A 16780-nucleotide genomic window follows, 5' to 3' on the forward strand; every position below is an offset into this window, starting at 1 on the left:
GCGCCAGCTCTTCCGCAAAATGCGGTGTTCATGGATTCCCGCTTTCGCGGGAATGACACGGAGGGGATCGCCCTGCATCAGTGCTTCACGACCTCGCCGCCCTTGATGACGGTAGTGACATGTTCGAGCTGGCGGACATCGTTCAGCGGATCGCCCCCGACCGCAACGATATCGGCATAGCGGCCGACGGCGATCGCGCCGACATCCTTCTCGCGGCCCAGCGCCTGAGCGGCATTGCGCGTCGCGGCCTGGATCGCCTCCATCGGCGTCATTCCATACTCGACCATGTAGCGGAACTCGCCACCCACCGTCGCGTGCGGCATCACGCCGGCGTCCGAACCGAAGACCATCTTCACGCCCGCGGCATGCGCCTTGCGGAAATTGTCGCGCTGGATCTGCGCCACCTCGCGGTCCTTGCGGAGGTTATCCTCCATCACGCCGTTCTTCTTGCCCTCGGCCTGGGTATATTCGGTGTTGAAGATATCCATCGAGAGGTACGCACCGCGCTCCTTCGCCAGCTTGATCCCCTCGTCGTCGATCAGCGAGGCATGCTCGATCGTGTCGATGCCAGCGCGGATCGCGGCCTTGATCCCGGCCGCACCGTGCGCGTGCGCCGCAACCTTCAATCCCCATTGGTGCGCCTCATCAGCGATCGCGCGCAGTTCCTCCTCCGACAGCTGCTGTTGCCCGGGCTCGGTATTGCGCGAGAATACGCCGCCGGTCGCGCAGACCTTGATCACCTCGGCGCCATATTTGCGCTGTTCGCGCACGCGCTGGCGCAGTTGCTGGGGGCCATCGCCCACCGCCTCGCCCTTCGCCTTGAACGAAGGCGGCAGATAGGTTTCGTCGCAATGCCCGCCCGTTGCGCCCAGCGCGTGCGCCGCGGGCACGATGCGCGGCCCGATCATCACACCCTCGTCGATCGCCTGCTTGTAGCCGACGTCCGAATAATTGTCCGAGCCGACATTGCGCACGGTGGTGAAGCCTGCATCGAGCATGGACCGCGCGTTGCCGACGCCCGCCGCGACCCAGAACATGTCGGTGAACTGCAGTGCGTTATAGCCGCCATATCTGGGGTCGCTGTCCAGATGGACGTGCATGTCGATAAGGCCCGGCAGGATCGTCTTGCCCGCAAGGTCGATGCGCTTCGCCTTTTCGGGGAGCGTCACGCTGCCCTGCCGTCCGACCGAGACGATGCGCCCGTCGGTCGCGACGATGACAGGCTGGTCGATCACCTTGCCCGCGAGCACGTCGACCATGCGATCGGCGGTGATGACCACGGTTTCGGCATGCGCGGGCATGGCGGCTGCAGCGAGCAGCGCGGCGACGACGATCTTCTTCATTGATTGGCCCCCGGTTCTGGAATTGGCCCTTGGTGACATCGCAATTTCCGCGCTGCAACGCTTTTTGCGGCCGGCCCGCGCCAGCTATACGAACAGCGTCGCGATCCCCCATGCGATCAGCCCGACGCCGATGGCCTGACCGATCCATCGGCCGGGCGGCATCAGCTTTTCGACCAGCACCAATATGGCAAGTGCGGCGATCCACGCCAGGTTCATCACGCCGCCGACGAAGAGCAGGGCCATCAGCAGCCAGCAGCAGCCGACGCAAAAACCGCCGTGCAGAACGCCGAGCCGCACGGCCCCCCATGCGTGCGGCCGCCAGTGGCGTGACAGGAATGCAGCGGGATCGCGGCAATGCGCGAGGCACGCCGCCTTGAGCGGCGAGAGCTGATAGAATCCGGCTGCGATCAGTACCCCCGCCGAAAGCCAGCGACTTTGCGAGGACGACATGCCCGGCGAAACGGCACCGTTGCGGATCAGCATCCCCTGCAGCGCGGCAGCCGCGAGCGAAAAGGCGAACCAGACGAGCAGGTAGCCCGCGAGAAAAGCGCCGGTAGGCGCCAGCCTGTCCTGCGCCCGCCCCTGCGCGAGAGCGTGGCGATGTACGTGCGCATAAAGCAGGATCGTCGGCGCGGCGCTTGGCGACATCATCGCGATCATCATCACCCACCACATGCCGATGGTGAGCGCCCATAGTGCGGGCGACCAGTGAGGGGGCATGGCCGCCGCCCCATACATCGTCATGCCACCCATATCCGCCGCGTGCCCGCTCGCGCCCTCAATGTGCGGGAAAAGCGCGATGCGGACCATCTCGCCCGCGTCCATCCCGAACCCCGCGCCCATGACGATATAGAGCCAGGCGAGCAGGCACAGCAGCGCGAGCCCGGCGAGCGTGACAATGCGGTCTCGCCGCAGGAGACGTTCCAGAGCGGGGGGCGTGGTCATGCGTCGCGCGTCAGGGCCGGACGACACCATGATTGTTGAGATGCAGGCGGGCGAACTGGCCGTAGCTGTCCTTCATCTCCACCTGGACCGGCCCGCGGGTCCGGCTCGATGCGCTGCCGATCTCGGCCACTGTGTATTCGAACCCCTCGGGCAACACGATCTGGGCGCGGGACTCGGCGCCCGTCACCTTGTTGCGGATCGGCTCGCCCTGCGTCTCGATATAGTCCTCGACGAAGATCCGGGCTCTGCGCCCGTCAATGTCGAGATCGAGCTCGATCGTTGCGAAGACGGGCTCATGCATCTTCGTCACCGTCGAGGCATAGACCGCGAACATGGTCGCGAACGGGTCGGTGTCCTGGCCCGTCATGATCCGCAACAACGCCTCACGCTGCCTGTCGTCGGCGCTCTTGTCGACAAAGGCGATGGCCTCGCCATTGCCTTCGTGGATCGCCCCCGGCCATTTGAAGATCGCGGCGATCCGCAGGCCGTTCAGCGATGTCTCGCCATGACGGCCTTCATCGATCTGGATACCCGCGACGGCATGGCAATGCCCCTTGTCGGGCAGCGCGTTGAACTGGCAGTTACAGCCATATTCGCAGGTACAATTAACGAGTTCGCGTCCCTTGATCTCCCACGACGTCATGGCGACCTCCTGCAACTCAGGCAGGCACGTTACGCCCATGATGGCGGCGACGCCAGCCCGTCGGCCCGAGCCTGCTCCGACGGCGCGGGAGAGCTCGGAACCGGGCCGCCTCAGATGTGCAGCGGACGTCCGTAAGCGCTGAGCACGCTTTCGTGCATCATTTCGCTGAGCGTCGGGTGCGGGAAGGTGGTGCCAATCAGCTCGGCCTCGGTCGTCTCGAGCTCGCGCGCAATGGTGTAGCCCTGGATTAGCTCGGTCACCTCGGCACCAACCATGTGCGCGCCGAGCAGTTCGCCCGTCGCCTCGTCGAGCACGGTCTTGATGAAGCCCTCGGCCTCACCCAGCGCGATCGCCTTGCCGTTGCCGATGAAGGGGAACTTGCCGACCTTGACCTTGTAGCCGGCTTCCTTGGCCGCGGCCTCGGTCATGCCCACCGACGCAACCTGCGGGCGCGAATAGGTGCAACCTGGGATATTACCCTTGTCCATTGCGTGCGGATGCTGGCCCGCGATCGCCTCGACCGTCACCACCGCCTCGTGCATCGCCTTATGAGCGAGCCAGGGCCCTGCGGTGACGTCGCCGATCGCCCACAGCCCCTCGACATTGGTGCGGCCATAGGGGTCGGTCTCGATATGCTTATTGGGCAGCTGCTTCACGCCGAGCGCCTCGATTCCCACGCCCTCGATATTGGGGACGATGCCAATCGCGACGATTGCGTGGCTGAACTCCTGGCTCTCGACCTTGCCGTCCTTGTGCTTGATCTCGGCCTTCACGCCCTTTGCGGTCGCCTCGAGCTTCTGCACGCCGGTGCCGGCATGGATCTTCATGCCCTGTTTGGTCAGCGCCTTTTCCATGAAGGCCGAGATTTCGGCATCCTCGACGGGAAGGATGCGGTCGAGCATCTCGACCACGGTCACCTCGGCGCCCATGTCCGAATAGAAGCTTGCGAACTCGATGCCGATCGCGCCCGAGCCGATAACGAGCAGTTTCGTCGGCATCTCCTTGGGCGTCATCGCGTGGCGATAGGTCCAGATACGCTCGCCATCGGTCTTGGCGAAAGGCAGATCGCGCGCGCGCGCGCCGGTCGCGATGATGATGTTCTTCGCAGTCAGATCGGTCTTCTTGCCGTCCTTCTCGACCGAGAGCTTGCCCTTGCCCGTCAACGTGCCGACGCCCTCATGCACGTCGATCTTGTGCTTCTTCATCAATCCCTTGACGCCGCCGTTCAACTGATCGGCAACCTTGCGGCTGCGCTGGACGACCTTCGACAGGTCGAAGCCCGGCGTGCCCGCCGACAGGCCGTAGGCGTCGGCATGCGTCATGTAATGATAGATTTCGGACGAGCGCAGCAGCGCCTTGGTGGGGATACAGCCCCAGTTGAGGCAGATGCCCCCCAGTCGTTCGCGCTCGATGATCGCGGTCTTCATGCCGAGCTGCGCCGCGCGGATTGCCGCGACATAGCCGCCGGGGCCCGAACCGAGGACGATGAGGTCATAGCTGTCAGCCAAGAGTCTGCTCCTGAATGATGCCGGCCCGCCGGCATTGAAGTTGTCACGAGTCGCACATCGGCGACCGGGAAAGGACTATCGACTTCGCCAGATTTGCAGGAAGCCGAAGGTGAGGATGGCGACGACCGCGAAAAGGCCCGCGTTGAAGCGGATCCATGTGTCGCCGACGAGAAGGTGCGACGACGTCCGCCACATGAAGTCGCCGAACGGTCCGCCTACCCCCTTTGAGAAGGTGGGCACTGCGACTGCTACGATTCCGCCAAAGATGACCGATCGCAGCAGCGCCACGTCAGGCCACCATGCCTAATGGGCTTTCGATGAGTCGCTTGAACGCCGCCATCAGCTCGGCGCCGACCGCGCCGTCGATCGCGCGGTGGTCGAAGCTGCCCGTCGCGGTCATCACCGTGGCGATGGCGAGCGCGTCGTTCACGACATAGGGGCGCTTCTCACCCGCGCCGACCGCGAGGATCATGCCCTGGGGCGGGTTCACCACCGCATCGAACTGCTTGATGCCGTACATGCCAAGATTGGAGATCGAGGCGGTGCCGCCCTGATATTCATGCGGCTGGAGCTTGCCGTCGCGCGCACGCGTCGCGAGGTCCTTGGCCTCCTGCGCGATCTTGGAAACCGCCTTGCCCCCCGCATCGGTGATGATCGGTGTGATCAGCCCGCCGGGGATCGCGACCGCCATCGAGATGTCGGCGCGCTGGTACTTGATGAGATTGTCGCCCGCGAAGCTGACATTCGCCTCGGGCACCTGCTCGAGCGCGACGCCCAGCGCCTTGATCAGCAGGTCATTGACCGAGAGCTTGATGCCGCGGCTTTCGAGGCCGGCGTTGAGATCGGCGCGCAGCTTGAGGAGTGCGTCGAGGTTGCAGTCGATCGTCAGGTAGAAATGCGGAACGGTCGACTTGGATTCGGCCATGCGCCGCGCGATCGTCTTGCGCATGTTGGAGAGCTTGATCGTTTCCGACGGAATGCCTTCGACGGGCTGAACCGCGACGGGCGCCGCCGTGGGCGCAGCGGCTTCGGCTGCTGGCGCCGGCGCAGCTGCGACGGGCTTCGCAGCGCCGGGGGCGGCTGCCTCGACATCGGCCTTGACCACACGGCCGCCGGGGCCGGTGCCGGTGATGCCAGCAAGCTCGACACCCTTGGCTTCCGCAAGACGGCGCGCGAGCGGGCTCGCCTTCACGCGATCGCCCTCAGCGGCCTTCGCGGCGGGCGCAGGTGCTGCAGCCGCGGCCGCCTTGACCTCGGGTTCGGGGGTCGGCGCGGGGGCGGCTTCCTGCTTCGGCGCGGGCGTCGCTTCCGCCTTTGCCGCGGGTGCGGTTGTCGCGGCCGACGCGTCTTCGCCTTCCTCGGCGATCAGCGCGATGACCTCGCCCACCTTCACGCCGTCGGTGCCCTCTGCGACGAGGATCTTGGCAATCACGCCTTCATCGACGGCCTCGAATTCCATCGTCGCCTTGTCGGTCTCGATCTCGGCGAGCAGGTCGCCCGAGGCAACGCTGTCACCCTCCTTGACGAGCCACTTGGCGAGCGTGCCCTCCTCCATCGTCGGGGACAAAGCGGGCATCTTGAGTTCGATGGGCATAGAGACGGCCAAACCTCTTCCTGATTCCGTAGGGTCGCGCGCTCCTCTCAGCCTTTTTGCCCTCTCCGGTCAAGGCCGCAGACTTGCTTATGAGCCAATATTCGCGCACGTTTCGCCACCAATTGGGGAGAGGGACTTCGCCGTGCGTACCTATCTGGTCGTGATCGACGAGACCGAAGAAGCCGGAATCGCGCTGCGCTTCGCCGCGCGCCGCGCCGCCAAGACCGGCGGCACCGTCGAAATCCTCGCGCTCGTCCCCCCGTGCGAATTCGTGCAATGGGGCGGCGTACAGGCGACGATCGAGGAAGAAGCGCGGCTGCGCGCCGAAGCACTCGTCGCCGGCGCCGCGGGCACGCTGGTCGAGGAGTCGGGCGTGCGGCCGGCGATCACGGTCCGCCAAGGCGAACCCATTCCCGTCGTGCGCAAGATGCTGGCCGACAATCCGCAGATCGCGGCGCTGGTGCTCGGCGCCGCGGCGAGCGGCGCCCCCGGACCGCTGGTAAGCCATTTCACGGGCGCCGACGCGGGCAAGCTGCCCTGCCCGATCATGATCATCCCCGGATCGCTGAGCGGCGAAGCGATCGACCGGCTGAGCTGAACGATTCAGCCCGCGATGCGCGACGCGAGCAACGCCACGAGTGCCTGGCAGCCCGCGGCGTCCTCGGCATCGAAACGGCCGGGCGTCGGGCTGTCCAGATCGAGCACCCCGATCAGGCGACCGTCATGCACGATCGGCACGACGATCTCCGATGCGCTCGCGGTATCGCATGCGATATGGCCCGGAAAGGCGTGGACGTCCTCCACCACCTGCGTCTCGCGCGTCGCGGCTGCTGTGCCGCACACGCCGCTCCCCAGCGCGATGCGGATGCACGCGGCCTTGCCCTGGAAGGGACCGAGCACGAGCTCGTCACCGACCATGCGATAGAAGCCCGACCAATTGAGATCGGGCAGATATTCCCAGATGAGCGCCGCCGCATTGGCCATGTTAGCGATCGCATCGGGCTCGTCCGCGGTGAGCGCGTCGAGCGCGCCGAGCATCTCGCGATAGAGTTCGGCCTTGGCGCCGTCGGTCTTGATGTCAAACTGGTACATTGCGCTGACTTTCCTAATCCCACGAAACCTTGCCGCGGCCCTGCTTTATCTGGGAACGCGCTGACTTGGACTCAAGACGCTTTGCCTTGGCCGCGCGGCTGGGCTTGGTCTTGACGCGCTTCGCCTGGCGCTCATGCGCCTTTGCAACAAGCTCGGCGGCGCGCTCGCGCGCATCGGCGCGGTTGGCCTCCTGCGTGCGGAAGCGGCGCGCCGTGATGACGAGCTCGCCCGCCGCGGTAAGGCGGCTGCCCGCAAGCTCCTTGAACTGCTGCCACGCCCAGGGCGGCATGCCGAGCCGGAAGGCGTCGATCCTGAGCTGCACCGCGGTCGCGACCTTGTTGACATTCTGCCCGCCCGGACCGGTCGCGGCGAGGAACTTTTCCTCGACGATCGCTTCGTCGGGAATGGGCGAATATTCAATCTTCGCCATAGGCAAAGCCCGCCCTGGTGAAACGGTCGGGCAGCGGCGCGATCGCGGCTGCGGGCGGCTTGTCGCCGCGCGGGATCGAGAGGCGATAGCTGTGAAGCAGCATCCCCGCGCCATCCGGCTTGCCATAGACGGGGTCGCCGACGATGCCGATGCCCAGCCCATAGAGCGCATGCGCGCGGATCTGATGCGTACGGCCGGTTTCCGGCGTGAAGGCGATGAGTGCACGATTGCCCACGGTCTGGACACGCTGCCAATGCGTGCGCGCGGCCTTGCCTTTGGCATCGATGACCATGCGCCAGCCGCGTTCGCGCGTGCTGGTCTTGCCGAGGGGAAGGTCGATCAGGCCCGAGTCCTCGGTGGGCACACCGTCGACCACTGCGAGGTACAGCTTCTCGACCGCGCCCGTCTCGAAGGCAGCGGCGAACCGCTTGTGCGCCTTGGGATTGCGCGCCAGCAGCAGGCAGCCGCTGGTGTCGCGGTCGAGCCGGTGGACCGGAAGCGGCCAGCGCTGGAAGCCGAAGGTGAGCGAGGCGAGATGATTTTCGAGGCTGAGCGATCCGTCGCGCGGCGCATCGACCGGAAGCCCCGCGGGCTTGTCGAGGATGATCGCTTCGCCATCGATGAAGAGTACGCGGTCGGTGAGCATGAAACCGCTCTGTCACTGACCACGCGCCAAGGCAATCGCTTTGCCCAGACAGGCGCAAAATCCCCCTTCCGCGAGCGATCGCTGCGGAAGGGGGACCGGAACCGGCTTCAGATACGCGAAGCCTTGTTCGTTGCAGGATCAGCCGAACAGCTTGGCCGCGGTGTTGGCGACGCGCGCGCCGAGATATTTCGCGCCGTCGAGCTCGACTTCGCTCGGCATGCGGCTGCCATCGCCACCGGTGATCGTGGTAGCCCCATAGGGTGCGCCGCCCTTCACTTCGTCCAGGCCCACCAGGCCAGCGAAGCCATAGTCGAGGCCGACGATCGTCATGCCGAAGTGCAGCATGTTGGTGATGATCGAGAACAGCGTGGTTTCCTGCCCGCCATGCTGGCTGGCCGAGGCAGTGAACGCCGCGCCGACCTTGCCGTTGAGCGCGCCCGTCATCCACAGGCCGCCTGCCTGATCGAGGAACGCCGCCATCTGCGAACTGATCCGGCCGAAGCGCGTGCCCGTGCCGATAATAATCGCGTCGTAGTTCGCCAGCTCATCGATCGTCGCGATCGGCGCGTCCTGATCATATTTGAAGTGGTTGGCGCGCGCAAAATCCTCGGGGACCGTCTCCGGGACGCGCTTGACGTCGACCTGTGCACCGGCCGAACGCGCGCCTTCGGCGACCGCGTTCGCCATCGTCTCGACGTGACCATAGGTCGAATAATAGAGCACAAGAACCTTAGCCATGATGTTCACTCCTGCTGAATCCTGGATTTCGGGGGTGCCGCCCGCGCATTGGAAGGGGGGATGCGCGGGCGGCGGGGGGACTGTTATTCGGCGTCGACGAGAACGACCTCGCTATCGTCGAGCGCGGTGATGGTGACGGTCTGGCCACCCGCGATCGCGACGCCGTCGCGCGCCTTGAACTCGGTATCGTCGATGCTGATCCGGCCCGTCGCCGGGACGAGATAGGCATGACGCCCCTCGCCCACGCTGTGCGTCAGGCTTTCGCCGGCCTTGAGCGTCGCGCCGAGCACACGGGCATCGGCGCGGATCGGGAGCGCGCCCTCATCGTCCTCGAAACCGCTCGCAAGTGTCACGAATCTGCCCGAGCGATCGCCCTTGGGGAAAGGCTTGGCGCCCCAGCTGGGGGCGCCGCCGCGGCGCTTGGGCTCGATCCAGATCTGGAAGATCCGTGTGGTTTCGGCTTCCAGATTATATTCGGCGTGGCGAACGCCCGTGCCCGCCGACATCACCTGAACGTCGCCCGCCTCGGTGCGGCCCTGGTTGCCCATGCTGTCCTGATGCGTGATCGCGCCGTCGCGGACATAGGTGATGATCTCCATGTCGGCATGCGGGTGCGGCGGGAAACCGCTGTTGGCAGCGATTTCGTCGTCGTTCCAGACGCGGATCGCACCCCAGCCCATGCGCGCCGGATCATAATAGTCGGCGAAGGAAAAATGGTGCCGGGCGTTGAGCCAGCCATGATCGGCATGGCCGAGGCTCTCGAAGGATCTTTTCTCGATCATGTCCTCAACTCCTAGTCGCGTCCCCTCGGGGCCGGTTGCTTGAGGCCTAGATAGAGACCATGATCGTTTCATAAACAGACACGTTTGAAACGGATCGTTTCCAATTATGCGACTACCTGATTTCGAAGCCTGGGCGATCTTCGCCAGCGTCGTCGAACACCGCTCGTTCACCGCCGCCGCCGACGCGCTGGGGCTTTCAAAGGCAACCGTGTCCAAGGCGGTGACGCGGCTCGAGGAGCATCTTCGCACCTCGCTCTTCCACCGCACCTCGCGCCGACTCTCGCTGACCGACAGCGGCAGGACGCTCGCGGCGCACGCGCAGCGCATCCTCGCCGAGGCCCAGGCGGCCGAAGAAGCTGCGCGCGACGAGGCAAGCGCGCCATCGGGCACGGTGCGCGTCGCCGCGCCGATGACGTTTGGGTTGATGCACGTTGCGCCCGCGATCGCCGACTTCCTGACGGTGCATCCCGGCATCAAGGTGGATTTGCACCTGAGCGACGAGAGGATCGACATCATCGATATGGGCTTCGACATCGCGCTCAGGATCGCGGCACTGCCCGACAGCTCGCTGCGCGCCCGCCGACTCGGCGGGATCCGGACGCACGTCGTTGCCGCCCCCGCCTATTTCGCGCGGCATGGCCGTCCGACGCATCCTGCCCAGCTCGCCGAGCATCAGTGCATCGTCTATACCAATATCGCCAACCCGGACCTGTGGCGCTTTCGCGGCCCCGATGGCGAAGAGGCCTCCGTGCGACTCAACGGACCGCTGCGCTGCAACAGCGGCGAAGCGATGCTTCCCGCGCTGCGCGCGGGGCTCGCGGTGGCCCGGCTTCCGGGCTTCATCGTCGATCGGGATATCGCCGACGGGACGCTTGAGCCAATCTTGCCGAAATGGGCGATGAATCCCGTGGGCCTGCACCTGCTCAGCCCGCCCAGCGGTCCACGGCCCAAGCGCGTCGAGCTGCTGATCGAGTTCCTGAGCGCGCGCTTCCGCTCGGTCTGCTCGGGCGAATCACCCAGGCCGACGTGAAGAATCCTTTGCGACTCGTTGAGTTGAGCCGCTTAATTTGAAATTAACCTTTTGCGTTCAGATGTCATTTGGTTAATGAAGGAGGTCGGAGAGCGCAGCGCCGGTATGGGCACGCGTCCCGAACGACAGGGGGTTCCACAATGCGGGTGCTGCTGATCGAAGACGAGCCGACGACGGCCAAGGCCATCGAGCTCATGCTCACCACCGAGGGATTCAACGTCTACACGACCGATCTGGGCGAGGAAGGCCTCGATCTGGGCAAGCTGTATGACTACGACATCATCCTGCTCGACCTGAACCTGCCCGACATGCACGGCTACGACGTGCTCAAGAAGCTGCGCTCGGCCAAGGTGCAGACGCCGGTACTGATCCTGTCGGGCGTCTCCGAAATGGATTCGAAGGTGCGTTCATTCGGTTTTGGCGCCGACGATTACGTCACCAAGCCCTTCCACCGCGAGGAACTGATCGCACGCATCCATGCGGTCGTCCGCCGCTCCAAGGGTCACAGCCAGTCGGTGATCCGCACGGGGAAGCTCGCGGTCAACCTCGACGCCAAGACCGTCGAGGTCGACGGTGCGCGCGTGCACCTGACGGGCAAGGAATATGCGATGCTCGAGCTGCTGTCGCTGCGCAAGGGCACGACGCTGACCAAGGAGATGTTCCTCAACCACCTTTATGGCGGGATGGACGAACCCGAACTCAAGATCATCGACGTCTTCATCTGCAAGCTGCGCAAGAAGCTCAGCCTCGCATGCAGCGGCGACAATTATATCGAGACCGTCTGGGGCCGCGGCTATGTGCTGCGCGATTCCGAGGACGAGGATCTGGAAACCCAGGTCGCCTGAATCAACGATTTTTCCCGAGGGTGGGGCCGGCGGAGCAATCGCTCCGCCGGCCTTCTTCTTTTTTGGGCCCGCCTCTCGGATTCGACATCTGAAGCAGATCGACCCGCTTTCCGCCATCCCGCAACGAACATGTTTTTCCGAAAGGACGAACCCTGTCCAATTCGGACAATAATAACACTGATGATCCCGTGATTCTGGTGGATACTCGACCAATGCCCATCAAATTCCCGGGAGGTCTTGTATGCGCACATTTTCCCTATTGGTCGCAGCAATCTCGCTTGGCGCATGCACGGGCACACTGACTACGACGCAGCTCGCCAATCCCGTTGGTAATGAGCCGGTTGATGGCGTTATTGTCTATATGCCGACCTATGTGCGCGCGATCTACGAGACAACGACGTTGGTCGACGGCAACGGCAACCTCACCGGCACGGCGGCGCAAGGGAAATGCGCTGGCGTAACATCATCGAAGCTCGAGCTTCGCGCCGACCTCAGCCGCCCCTATCGTATCAGCTACAAGCCGGGCCTGCTGGAGAGCCATAGTCTGGGCCTCACCTTGTCGGATGGCATGCTACAATCGCTGAATCTCGAATCGACCCCCGACAAGGGTGAGACGCTCGCCAATGTGAGCACCGCTGTTGCCGGGTTTGCCGGCGTGATGACCGCAGCGCCGGGTGGCGTGGCGGCCTGCAACGACGGATTGATGCTGGTACGGCTTGAGCGCGTACCCTTTCCAGACTGAGGCCGCCCTGGCATCAATCACGAGATGCACCGGCGGATGGCCCTCGACACCGACAAGACCGATGTCGAGACCGATGCAGCATTCGCATTCGCCGCGAGGCGCGGCGTGTACCAGGACTTCGCGTATGTCTTCCTGACGACGGCGGGCGGCGGCAGCAGCACGAGTGCGTCGCGACCGGGGCTGGACTATGCGCAGGCGGCTCCGCTATCCCGGAATACGCACCAGCGGCGATGAAAGCCTGTCGGTCAATGTCCATGTCACCATGGCCCAGAGCCAGCAACAGAACTAAAATGCGCCCATGACCTATTGCGTTGGCATGCTTGTCGAGACCGGACTGGTGATGATCGCCGATACGCGCACCAATGCGGGCGTCGACAATATCTCGACCTATCGCAAGCTCCACACGCTGAGCGACGCTGCCGACCGCATCGTGATCGCGGCGACCGCGGGCAACCTTTCGGTCACCCAATCGGCGCTGACGCTGCTCGAGGAGGGGCTGCCCGCGCATGACGACAGCGGCGCGCTGCGTCGCCTGTCGGACATGACGAGCATGTTTCGCGCGGCGCAGCTCGTCGGCGAGGCGATCCACACCGCGCGCAGCGATCTCGAAAGCACCCTCCAGGGCTCGGAAACGGAGATCAACACGGGCGTATCGATCCTGCTCGGCGGGCGGATCGGCGCCGAGCCGCTGAAGCTCTACATGATCTACAGCCAGGGCAACTTCATCGAATGCCAGCCCGACGCGCCCTTCCTCCAGATCGGCGAGACCAAATATGGCAAGCCGATCCTCGACCGCGCGCTCAATCATGATTCGCCGCTGGGCGAGGCGGTGAAGGTGGGGCTGATCTCGTTCGACAGCACGATGCGATCGAACCTCGCGGTCGGCAGGCCGCTCGACCTGGTCGTCATTCCCACCGATCGCGAAAAGCCCCACACCACGCGCCGGATCGACTGGGACGACCGTTATTTCAACGATCTCTCGGTGCGCTGGGGCATGCTGCTCAACGACGCGCGCGAGGCGATCCCAGATCCGCCCTTCCTGCCCGGGGACTGAACACGGTCACATCGCGCGGGCGGTTGTCTCGCCTTAGCCGAACACCGGCTCGCGCGTTTGCGCTCGGCGTTCCTCGAAGGGCTTGGGCGCGCGGGGAGCGGGTTCGAATTCGTGCCAGCCCGCGGGAGTCAGCTTCTCGATCGGCCGGAAATTGGCCTTGTAGGCCATGCGGTCCGAGCCATCGATCCAGTAGCCGAGATAAACATAGGGCAGCCCCGCCGCGGTCGCACGGCGGATATGGTCGAGGATGATGAAGGTGCCCAGACCGCGGCGCTCGGCACTATCGGCGTCGAAGAAGCTGTAGATCATCGACAGCCCGTCGCCCTGCTGGTCGGTCAGGCAGGCGCCGACGAGCTTGCCGGGCGTGCCATCGACCGACGGCTCGCGATATTCGATGACCAAAGTCTGTACCGGCGTCTGTTCGACCATGTCGGCATAGTCGAGTTCGTCCATATCGGCCATGCCGCCGCCCGGATGCCGCGCGCCAAGATAGCGCTGGAGCAGCGCGAACTGCTCGTCGGTCGACCAGGGCCGGCATGCGGCGATTTCGAGATCGGCATGGCGGCGCATCAGCTTGCGCTGGGTCGCATTGGGCTGGAAGCGGTCGGCAGCGACGCGCACCGAGACGCAGGCCTGGCAATCGACGCAGCTCGGGCGATAGGCGACGCCCTGGCTGCGGCGGAAGCCGATCCGCCCGAGCGCATCGTTGAGCTCGGACGCGTGCGGCCCCGAGAGCTCGGTAAAGACCTTGCGCTCGCTCTTGCCCGGCAGATACGGACACGGGCTGGGGCTTGTCACGAAGAAACGCGGGAAGCGAAAGGGTGCGCTCACCTTGGTCTGTCCTCTGCCAGATCAAATCGGGTCAACGCCCGTTTCGAAACTATGCGACCACGACGCAATAATGAAAAGAGCGTTTACCACGATCAAGAATCGCCACTGATTCAAAGTGGTTCAAACCGATTCAAAATGGGACGGATCGAGACGCGCCGAGGCTGAACGCGAATCACCAGTGCTCCGGGCTTGACCCGGAGCCCAAAGCTGACGCGACGCTGCGCTGCCAAAATGGGCTCCTGCTTTCGCAGGAGCACAGGCCTCAGTCGAGTTCGACGAGTCCCACTTCATAGCCCCCGCCGATTCGCAGTGCATCGACCAGCCGGTCTAGGTGCGCGCGGTCGCGCGTCTCGCACTCGATCTCGGTGATGAGACCCTTGGCAGGCAGCGAGGTGAAGATGCGCTGATGGTAGATCTCGATGATGTTGACCTGCTGCTCGCCGAAGATCCGCACGACATTGTAGAGTGCGCCCGGCCGGTCCTGCAGGCGGACACGCACGCGCGCCAGCCGGCCGGAGCGGGCGAGGTCGCGCAGCAGGACATTCGCGAGCAACCGCGTGTCGATATTGCCGCCCGACAGCACGATGCCCACCGTCCTGCCTTTGAAGCGCTCGGGATGCGCGAGCAATGCGGCGAGTCCGGCGGCGCCACCGCCCTCCACCACGGTCTTCTCGATCTGGAGCAACAGGCTGACCGCTTCCTCCATCGTGCGTTCGCTGACCAGCACGATGTCGTCGACCAGCGACTCGACGAAGCGCGAGGTGAGGTTACCCGGCTGCTTGACCGCGATGCCCTCGGCGATCGTGTCGCCCTCGCACGGCAGGTCGGTTTGCTTCACGCGGTTGAACATCGACGGATAGAGCTCGGCCTGGACGCCGACCAGCGCGATATCGGGCTTCAGGCCGCGCGCGGCGACGCCCATGCCGGAGATCAGGCCGCCCCCACCGATCGGAATGACGAGCGTGTCGATGTCGGGCGCGTCGGCGAGCATCTCCAACGCAACGGTCCCCTGCCCTGCGATGATCGTTTCCTGATCGAAGGGATGCACGAAGGTCAGGCCGCGTTCACCCTCGAGCTTGCGCGCATGCGCATAGGCGGCGTCGAAGGTCTCGCCCTCGAGCACCACGGTCGCGCCGTGGCTCTCGGTCTGCATGACCTTCACGGTCGGCGTGGTGCGCGGCATGACGATGGTAACGGGGATGCCAAGCCTGGCGCCGTGATAGGCGAGGCCCTGCGCATGATTGCCCGCCGAGGCCGCGATCACGCCCGTCGTGTGTGCGCTTTCGGGCAGCTGGAGCAGCGTGTTGAGCGCGCCGCGTTCCTTATATGCCGCGGTGAACTGGAGGTTCTCGAACTTCAGATAGACCTTGGCCCCCGTCATCTGCGAGAGCGTCTGGCTCATCAGCGTCGGCGTCCGCACGATCGACTTGCCGATGCGTGCCGCGGCTTCGCGGATATCGGCGAGGGAGACGGGCAATTCTGCCGCGGCGGCGTTGCGGAGGGGTTCGGTAGCCATAATGGCCGCCCCCCTACCCCATCTAGCCCATTCGGGAAACAACGCTTATGCACCTTGCATGGCAAGAGTGGCTTTTATCGGCATCGGCACCATGGGCGCTCCCATGGCGCGCCATCTGCGGACGGCAGGGCATGAGGTCACCGTCTATAACCGCAGCCCCGCGCGTGCCGAGGCATGGGTGGCCACCCATGGCGGCAGCATCGCCCCCGATCCCGCCAGCGCTGCGAGGGACGCCGATGCGGTCATCACCTGTGTCGGCAATGATGACGATCTGGCGCAGGCGGTGCTGGGGCGCGAGGGCGCCTTCCGCACGATGCGCGAGGGCGCGGTGTTCATCGACCACACGACGGTATCGGCCAAGATCGCACGCCAGCTCGCGGTAGAGGGCAAGAGCGCCGGCATCCTGACCGTCGACGCGCCCGTCACCGGCGGGCAGGTCGGCGCCGAGAACGGCACGCTCGCGCTCATGTGCGGCGGTTCCGAAAAGGCGGTGGCGGCCGCGACACCGCTGATGCAGGCCTATGCGCAGCGCATCGTCCATGTCGGCCCCGCCGGCGCGGGCCAGACCACCAAGATGGTCAACCAGATCACCTTTGCGGGCATCATCCAGAGCCTTGCCGAGGGCATCCGCTTCGCGCAGGCCGCCAATCTCGATCTCGATCGCGTCTACGAGGCGATCTCGGGCGGCGCGGCGTCGAGCTGGCAGATGACCAATCGCTGGAAGACGATGGCCGAGGACGAGTTCGATTTCGGCCTCGCGGTCGACTGGATGCGCAAGGACCTCGGCCTCGCATTCGACGAGGCGCGTTCCAATGGCGCCGCGCTGCCCGTCGCCGCGTTGATCGACCAGTTCTTTGCCGATGTGCAGGCCATGGGCGGACACCGCCAGGACACCAGCGCGCTTATCCGGAGACTGCCCAAGTGAAAAAGACGACGACGCTAAGCCCCTCCCCTTCAGGGGAGGGGTCGGGGTGGAGTGTTCTGAAAGCGCGGGCGAGCCGAACAACTCCCCCACCCCCAACCCCTCCCCTGAAGGGGAGG

Annotated in this window: 20 protein-coding genes; 7 read left to right on the top strand and 13 right to left on the bottom strand. The window is 65.0% G+C overall.

All coding sequences use genetic code 11. The annotated features are described in order from the left end of the window. Positions 1 to 77: 77 nt before the first annotated feature. The 6 genes from AC3WJD_RS17465 to AC3WJD_RS17490 all read right to left on the bottom strand — a co-directional run bounded on the left by AC3WJD_RS17465 (position 78) and on the right by AC3WJD_RS17490 (position 6033). Complete coding sequence (locus AC3WJD_RS17465) at positions 78 to 1343, bottom strand: Xaa-Pro dipeptidase (protein ID WP_492747997.1); 1266 nt, start codon at positions 1341 to 1343, stop codon at positions 78 to 80. Positions 1344 to 1427: 84 nt separating this feature from the next. Continuing rightward, the gene (locus tag AC3WJD_RS17470; protein WP_492747998.1) at positions 1428 to 2288 is read right to left on the bottom strand and encodes a DUF2182 domain-containing protein; all 861 of its coding nucleotides are present in this window, start codon (positions 2286 to 2288) and stop codon (positions 1428 to 1430) included. Between the two features lie 10 nt (positions 2289 to 2298). After that, positions 2299 to 2931, bottom strand: a complete 633-nt coding sequence (locus tag AC3WJD_RS17475; RefSeq protein WP_492747999.1) for a DUF1326 domain-containing protein — start codon at positions 2929 to 2931, stop codon at positions 2299 to 2301. A gap of 110 nt (positions 2932 to 3041) precedes the next feature. Further along, the gene (lpdA, locus tag AC3WJD_RS17480; RefSeq protein ID WP_492748000.1) at positions 3042 to 4439 is read right to left on the bottom strand and encodes a dihydrolipoyl dehydrogenase; all 1398 of its coding nucleotides are present in this window, start codon (positions 4437 to 4439) and stop codon (positions 3042 to 3044) included. A gap of 75 nt (positions 4440 to 4514) precedes the next feature. After that, positions 4515 to 4727 (bottom strand): hypothetical protein, encoded by a 213-nt coding sequence (locus tag AC3WJD_RS17485; protein WP_492748001.1) that lies wholly within the window; start codon positions 4725 to 4727, stop codon positions 4515 to 4517. A 1-nt stretch (position 4728) separates the two neighbouring features. Further along, positions 4729 to 6033: a pyruvate dehydrogenase complex dihydrolipoamide acetyltransferase gene (locus tag AC3WJD_RS17490; RefSeq protein ID WP_492748002.1), complete on the bottom strand. Its 1305-nt coding sequence runs from the start codon at positions 6031 to 6033 to the stop codon at positions 4729 to 4731. A 142-nt stretch (positions 6034 to 6175) separates the two neighbouring features. Between AC3WJD_RS17490 and AC3WJD_RS17495 the strand changes: the two genes are divergently transcribed. After that, complete coding sequence (locus tag AC3WJD_RS17495; protein WP_492748003.1) at positions 6176 to 6631, top strand: universal stress protein; 456 nt, start codon at positions 6176 to 6178, stop codon at positions 6629 to 6631. A 5-nt stretch (positions 6632 to 6636) separates the two neighbouring features. Here AC3WJD_RS17495 and AC3WJD_RS17500 read toward each other — a convergent pair whose 3' ends face one another. The 5 genes from AC3WJD_RS17500 to AC3WJD_RS17520 form a co-directional block, all read right to left on the bottom strand. After that, a complete protein-coding gene (locus AC3WJD_RS17500; RefSeq protein ID WP_492748004.1) occupies positions 6637 to 7125 on the bottom strand; it encodes a GAF domain-containing protein in 489 nt (162 codons plus the stop codon). 13 nt (positions 7126 to 7138) lie between these two features. Continuing rightward, entirely contained in the window at positions 7139 to 7555 is a 417-nt protein-coding gene (arfB, locus tag AC3WJD_RS17505) for an alternative ribosome rescue aminoacyl-tRNA hydrolase ArfB (RefSeq protein WP_492748005.1), read from the bottom strand. Continuing rightward, positions 7542 to 8201, bottom strand: a complete 660-nt coding sequence (locus tag AC3WJD_RS17510; protein ID WP_492748006.1) for an RluA family pseudouridine synthase — start codon at positions 8199 to 8201, stop codon at positions 7542 to 7544. Before AC3WJD_RS17510 ends, arfB begins: the two co-directional genes overlap by 14 nt. Positions 8202 to 8339: 138 nt before the next feature. Further along, positions 8340 to 8939, bottom strand: coding sequence for an NAD(P)H:quinone oxidoreductase (wrbA, locus tag AC3WJD_RS17515; protein ID WP_492748007.1), 600 nt, complete (start codon positions 8937 to 8939; stop codon positions 8340 to 8342). A gap of 83 nt (positions 8940 to 9022) precedes the next feature. Further along, positions 9023 to 9721, bottom strand: a complete 699-nt coding sequence (locus tag AC3WJD_RS17520; RefSeq protein WP_492748008.1) for a pirin family protein — start codon at positions 9719 to 9721, stop codon at positions 9023 to 9025. A 106-nt stretch (positions 9722 to 9827) separates the two neighbouring features. On the opposite strand from AC3WJD_RS17520, the gene AC3WJD_RS17525 reads away from it, so the two are divergent. The 5 genes from AC3WJD_RS17525 to AC3WJD_RS17545 all read left to right on the top strand — a co-directional run bounded on the left by AC3WJD_RS17525 (position 9828) and on the right by AC3WJD_RS17545 (position 13392). After that, a complete protein-coding gene (locus AC3WJD_RS17525) occupies positions 9828 to 10751 on the top strand; it encodes a LysR family transcriptional regulator (protein WP_492748009.1) in 924 nt (307 codons plus the stop codon). Positions 10752 to 10891: 140 nt separating this feature from the next. After that, positions 10892 to 11596, top strand: a complete 705-nt coding sequence (gene ctrA, locus AC3WJD_RS17530; RefSeq protein WP_492748010.1) for a response regulator transcription factor CtrA — start codon at positions 10892 to 10894, stop codon at positions 11594 to 11596. A gap of 241 nt (positions 11597 to 11837) precedes the next feature. Next, a complete protein-coding gene (locus tag AC3WJD_RS17535; RefSeq protein ID WP_492748011.1) occupies positions 11838 to 12338 on the top strand; it encodes a hypothetical protein in 501 nt (166 codons plus the stop codon). A 36-nt stretch (positions 12339 to 12374) separates the two neighbouring features. Beyond that, on the top strand, positions 12375 to 12572 hold the full coding sequence (locus AC3WJD_RS17540; protein WP_492748012.1) for a hypothetical protein: 198 nt from the start codon (positions 12375 to 12377) through the stop codon (positions 12570 to 12572). Positions 12573 to 12636: 64 nt separating this feature from the next. Then, a complete protein-coding gene (locus AC3WJD_RS17545) occupies positions 12637 to 13392 on the top strand; it encodes a proteasome-type protease (RefSeq protein WP_492748013.1) in 756 nt (251 codons plus the stop codon). Between the two features lie 33 nt (positions 13393 to 13425). Here the strand turns inward: AC3WJD_RS17545 and AC3WJD_RS17550 are convergent, their stop codons facing one another. Further along, the gene (locus AC3WJD_RS17550) at positions 13426 to 14223 is read right to left on the bottom strand and encodes an arginyltransferase (RefSeq protein WP_492748014.1); all 798 of its coding nucleotides are present in this window, start codon (positions 14221 to 14223) and stop codon (positions 13426 to 13428) included. A gap of 262 nt (positions 14224 to 14485) precedes the next feature. Further along, a complete protein-coding gene (locus AC3WJD_RS17555; protein WP_492748015.1) occupies positions 14486 to 15739 on the bottom strand; it encodes a threonine ammonia-lyase in 1254 nt (417 codons plus the stop codon). Positions 15740 to 15797: 58 nt separating this feature from the next. Between AC3WJD_RS17555 and AC3WJD_RS17560 the strand changes: the two genes are divergently transcribed. Then, positions 15798 to 16664 (top strand): NAD(P)-dependent oxidoreductase, encoded by an 867-nt coding sequence (locus AC3WJD_RS17560; protein ID WP_492748016.1) that lies wholly within the window; start codon positions 15798 to 15800, stop codon positions 16662 to 16664. The last annotated feature ends 116 nt before the right edge of the window (positions 16665 to 16780 follow it).

It is taken from the genome of Sphingobium sp. FW306-1B-F04DB (genome assembly GCF_058781925.1).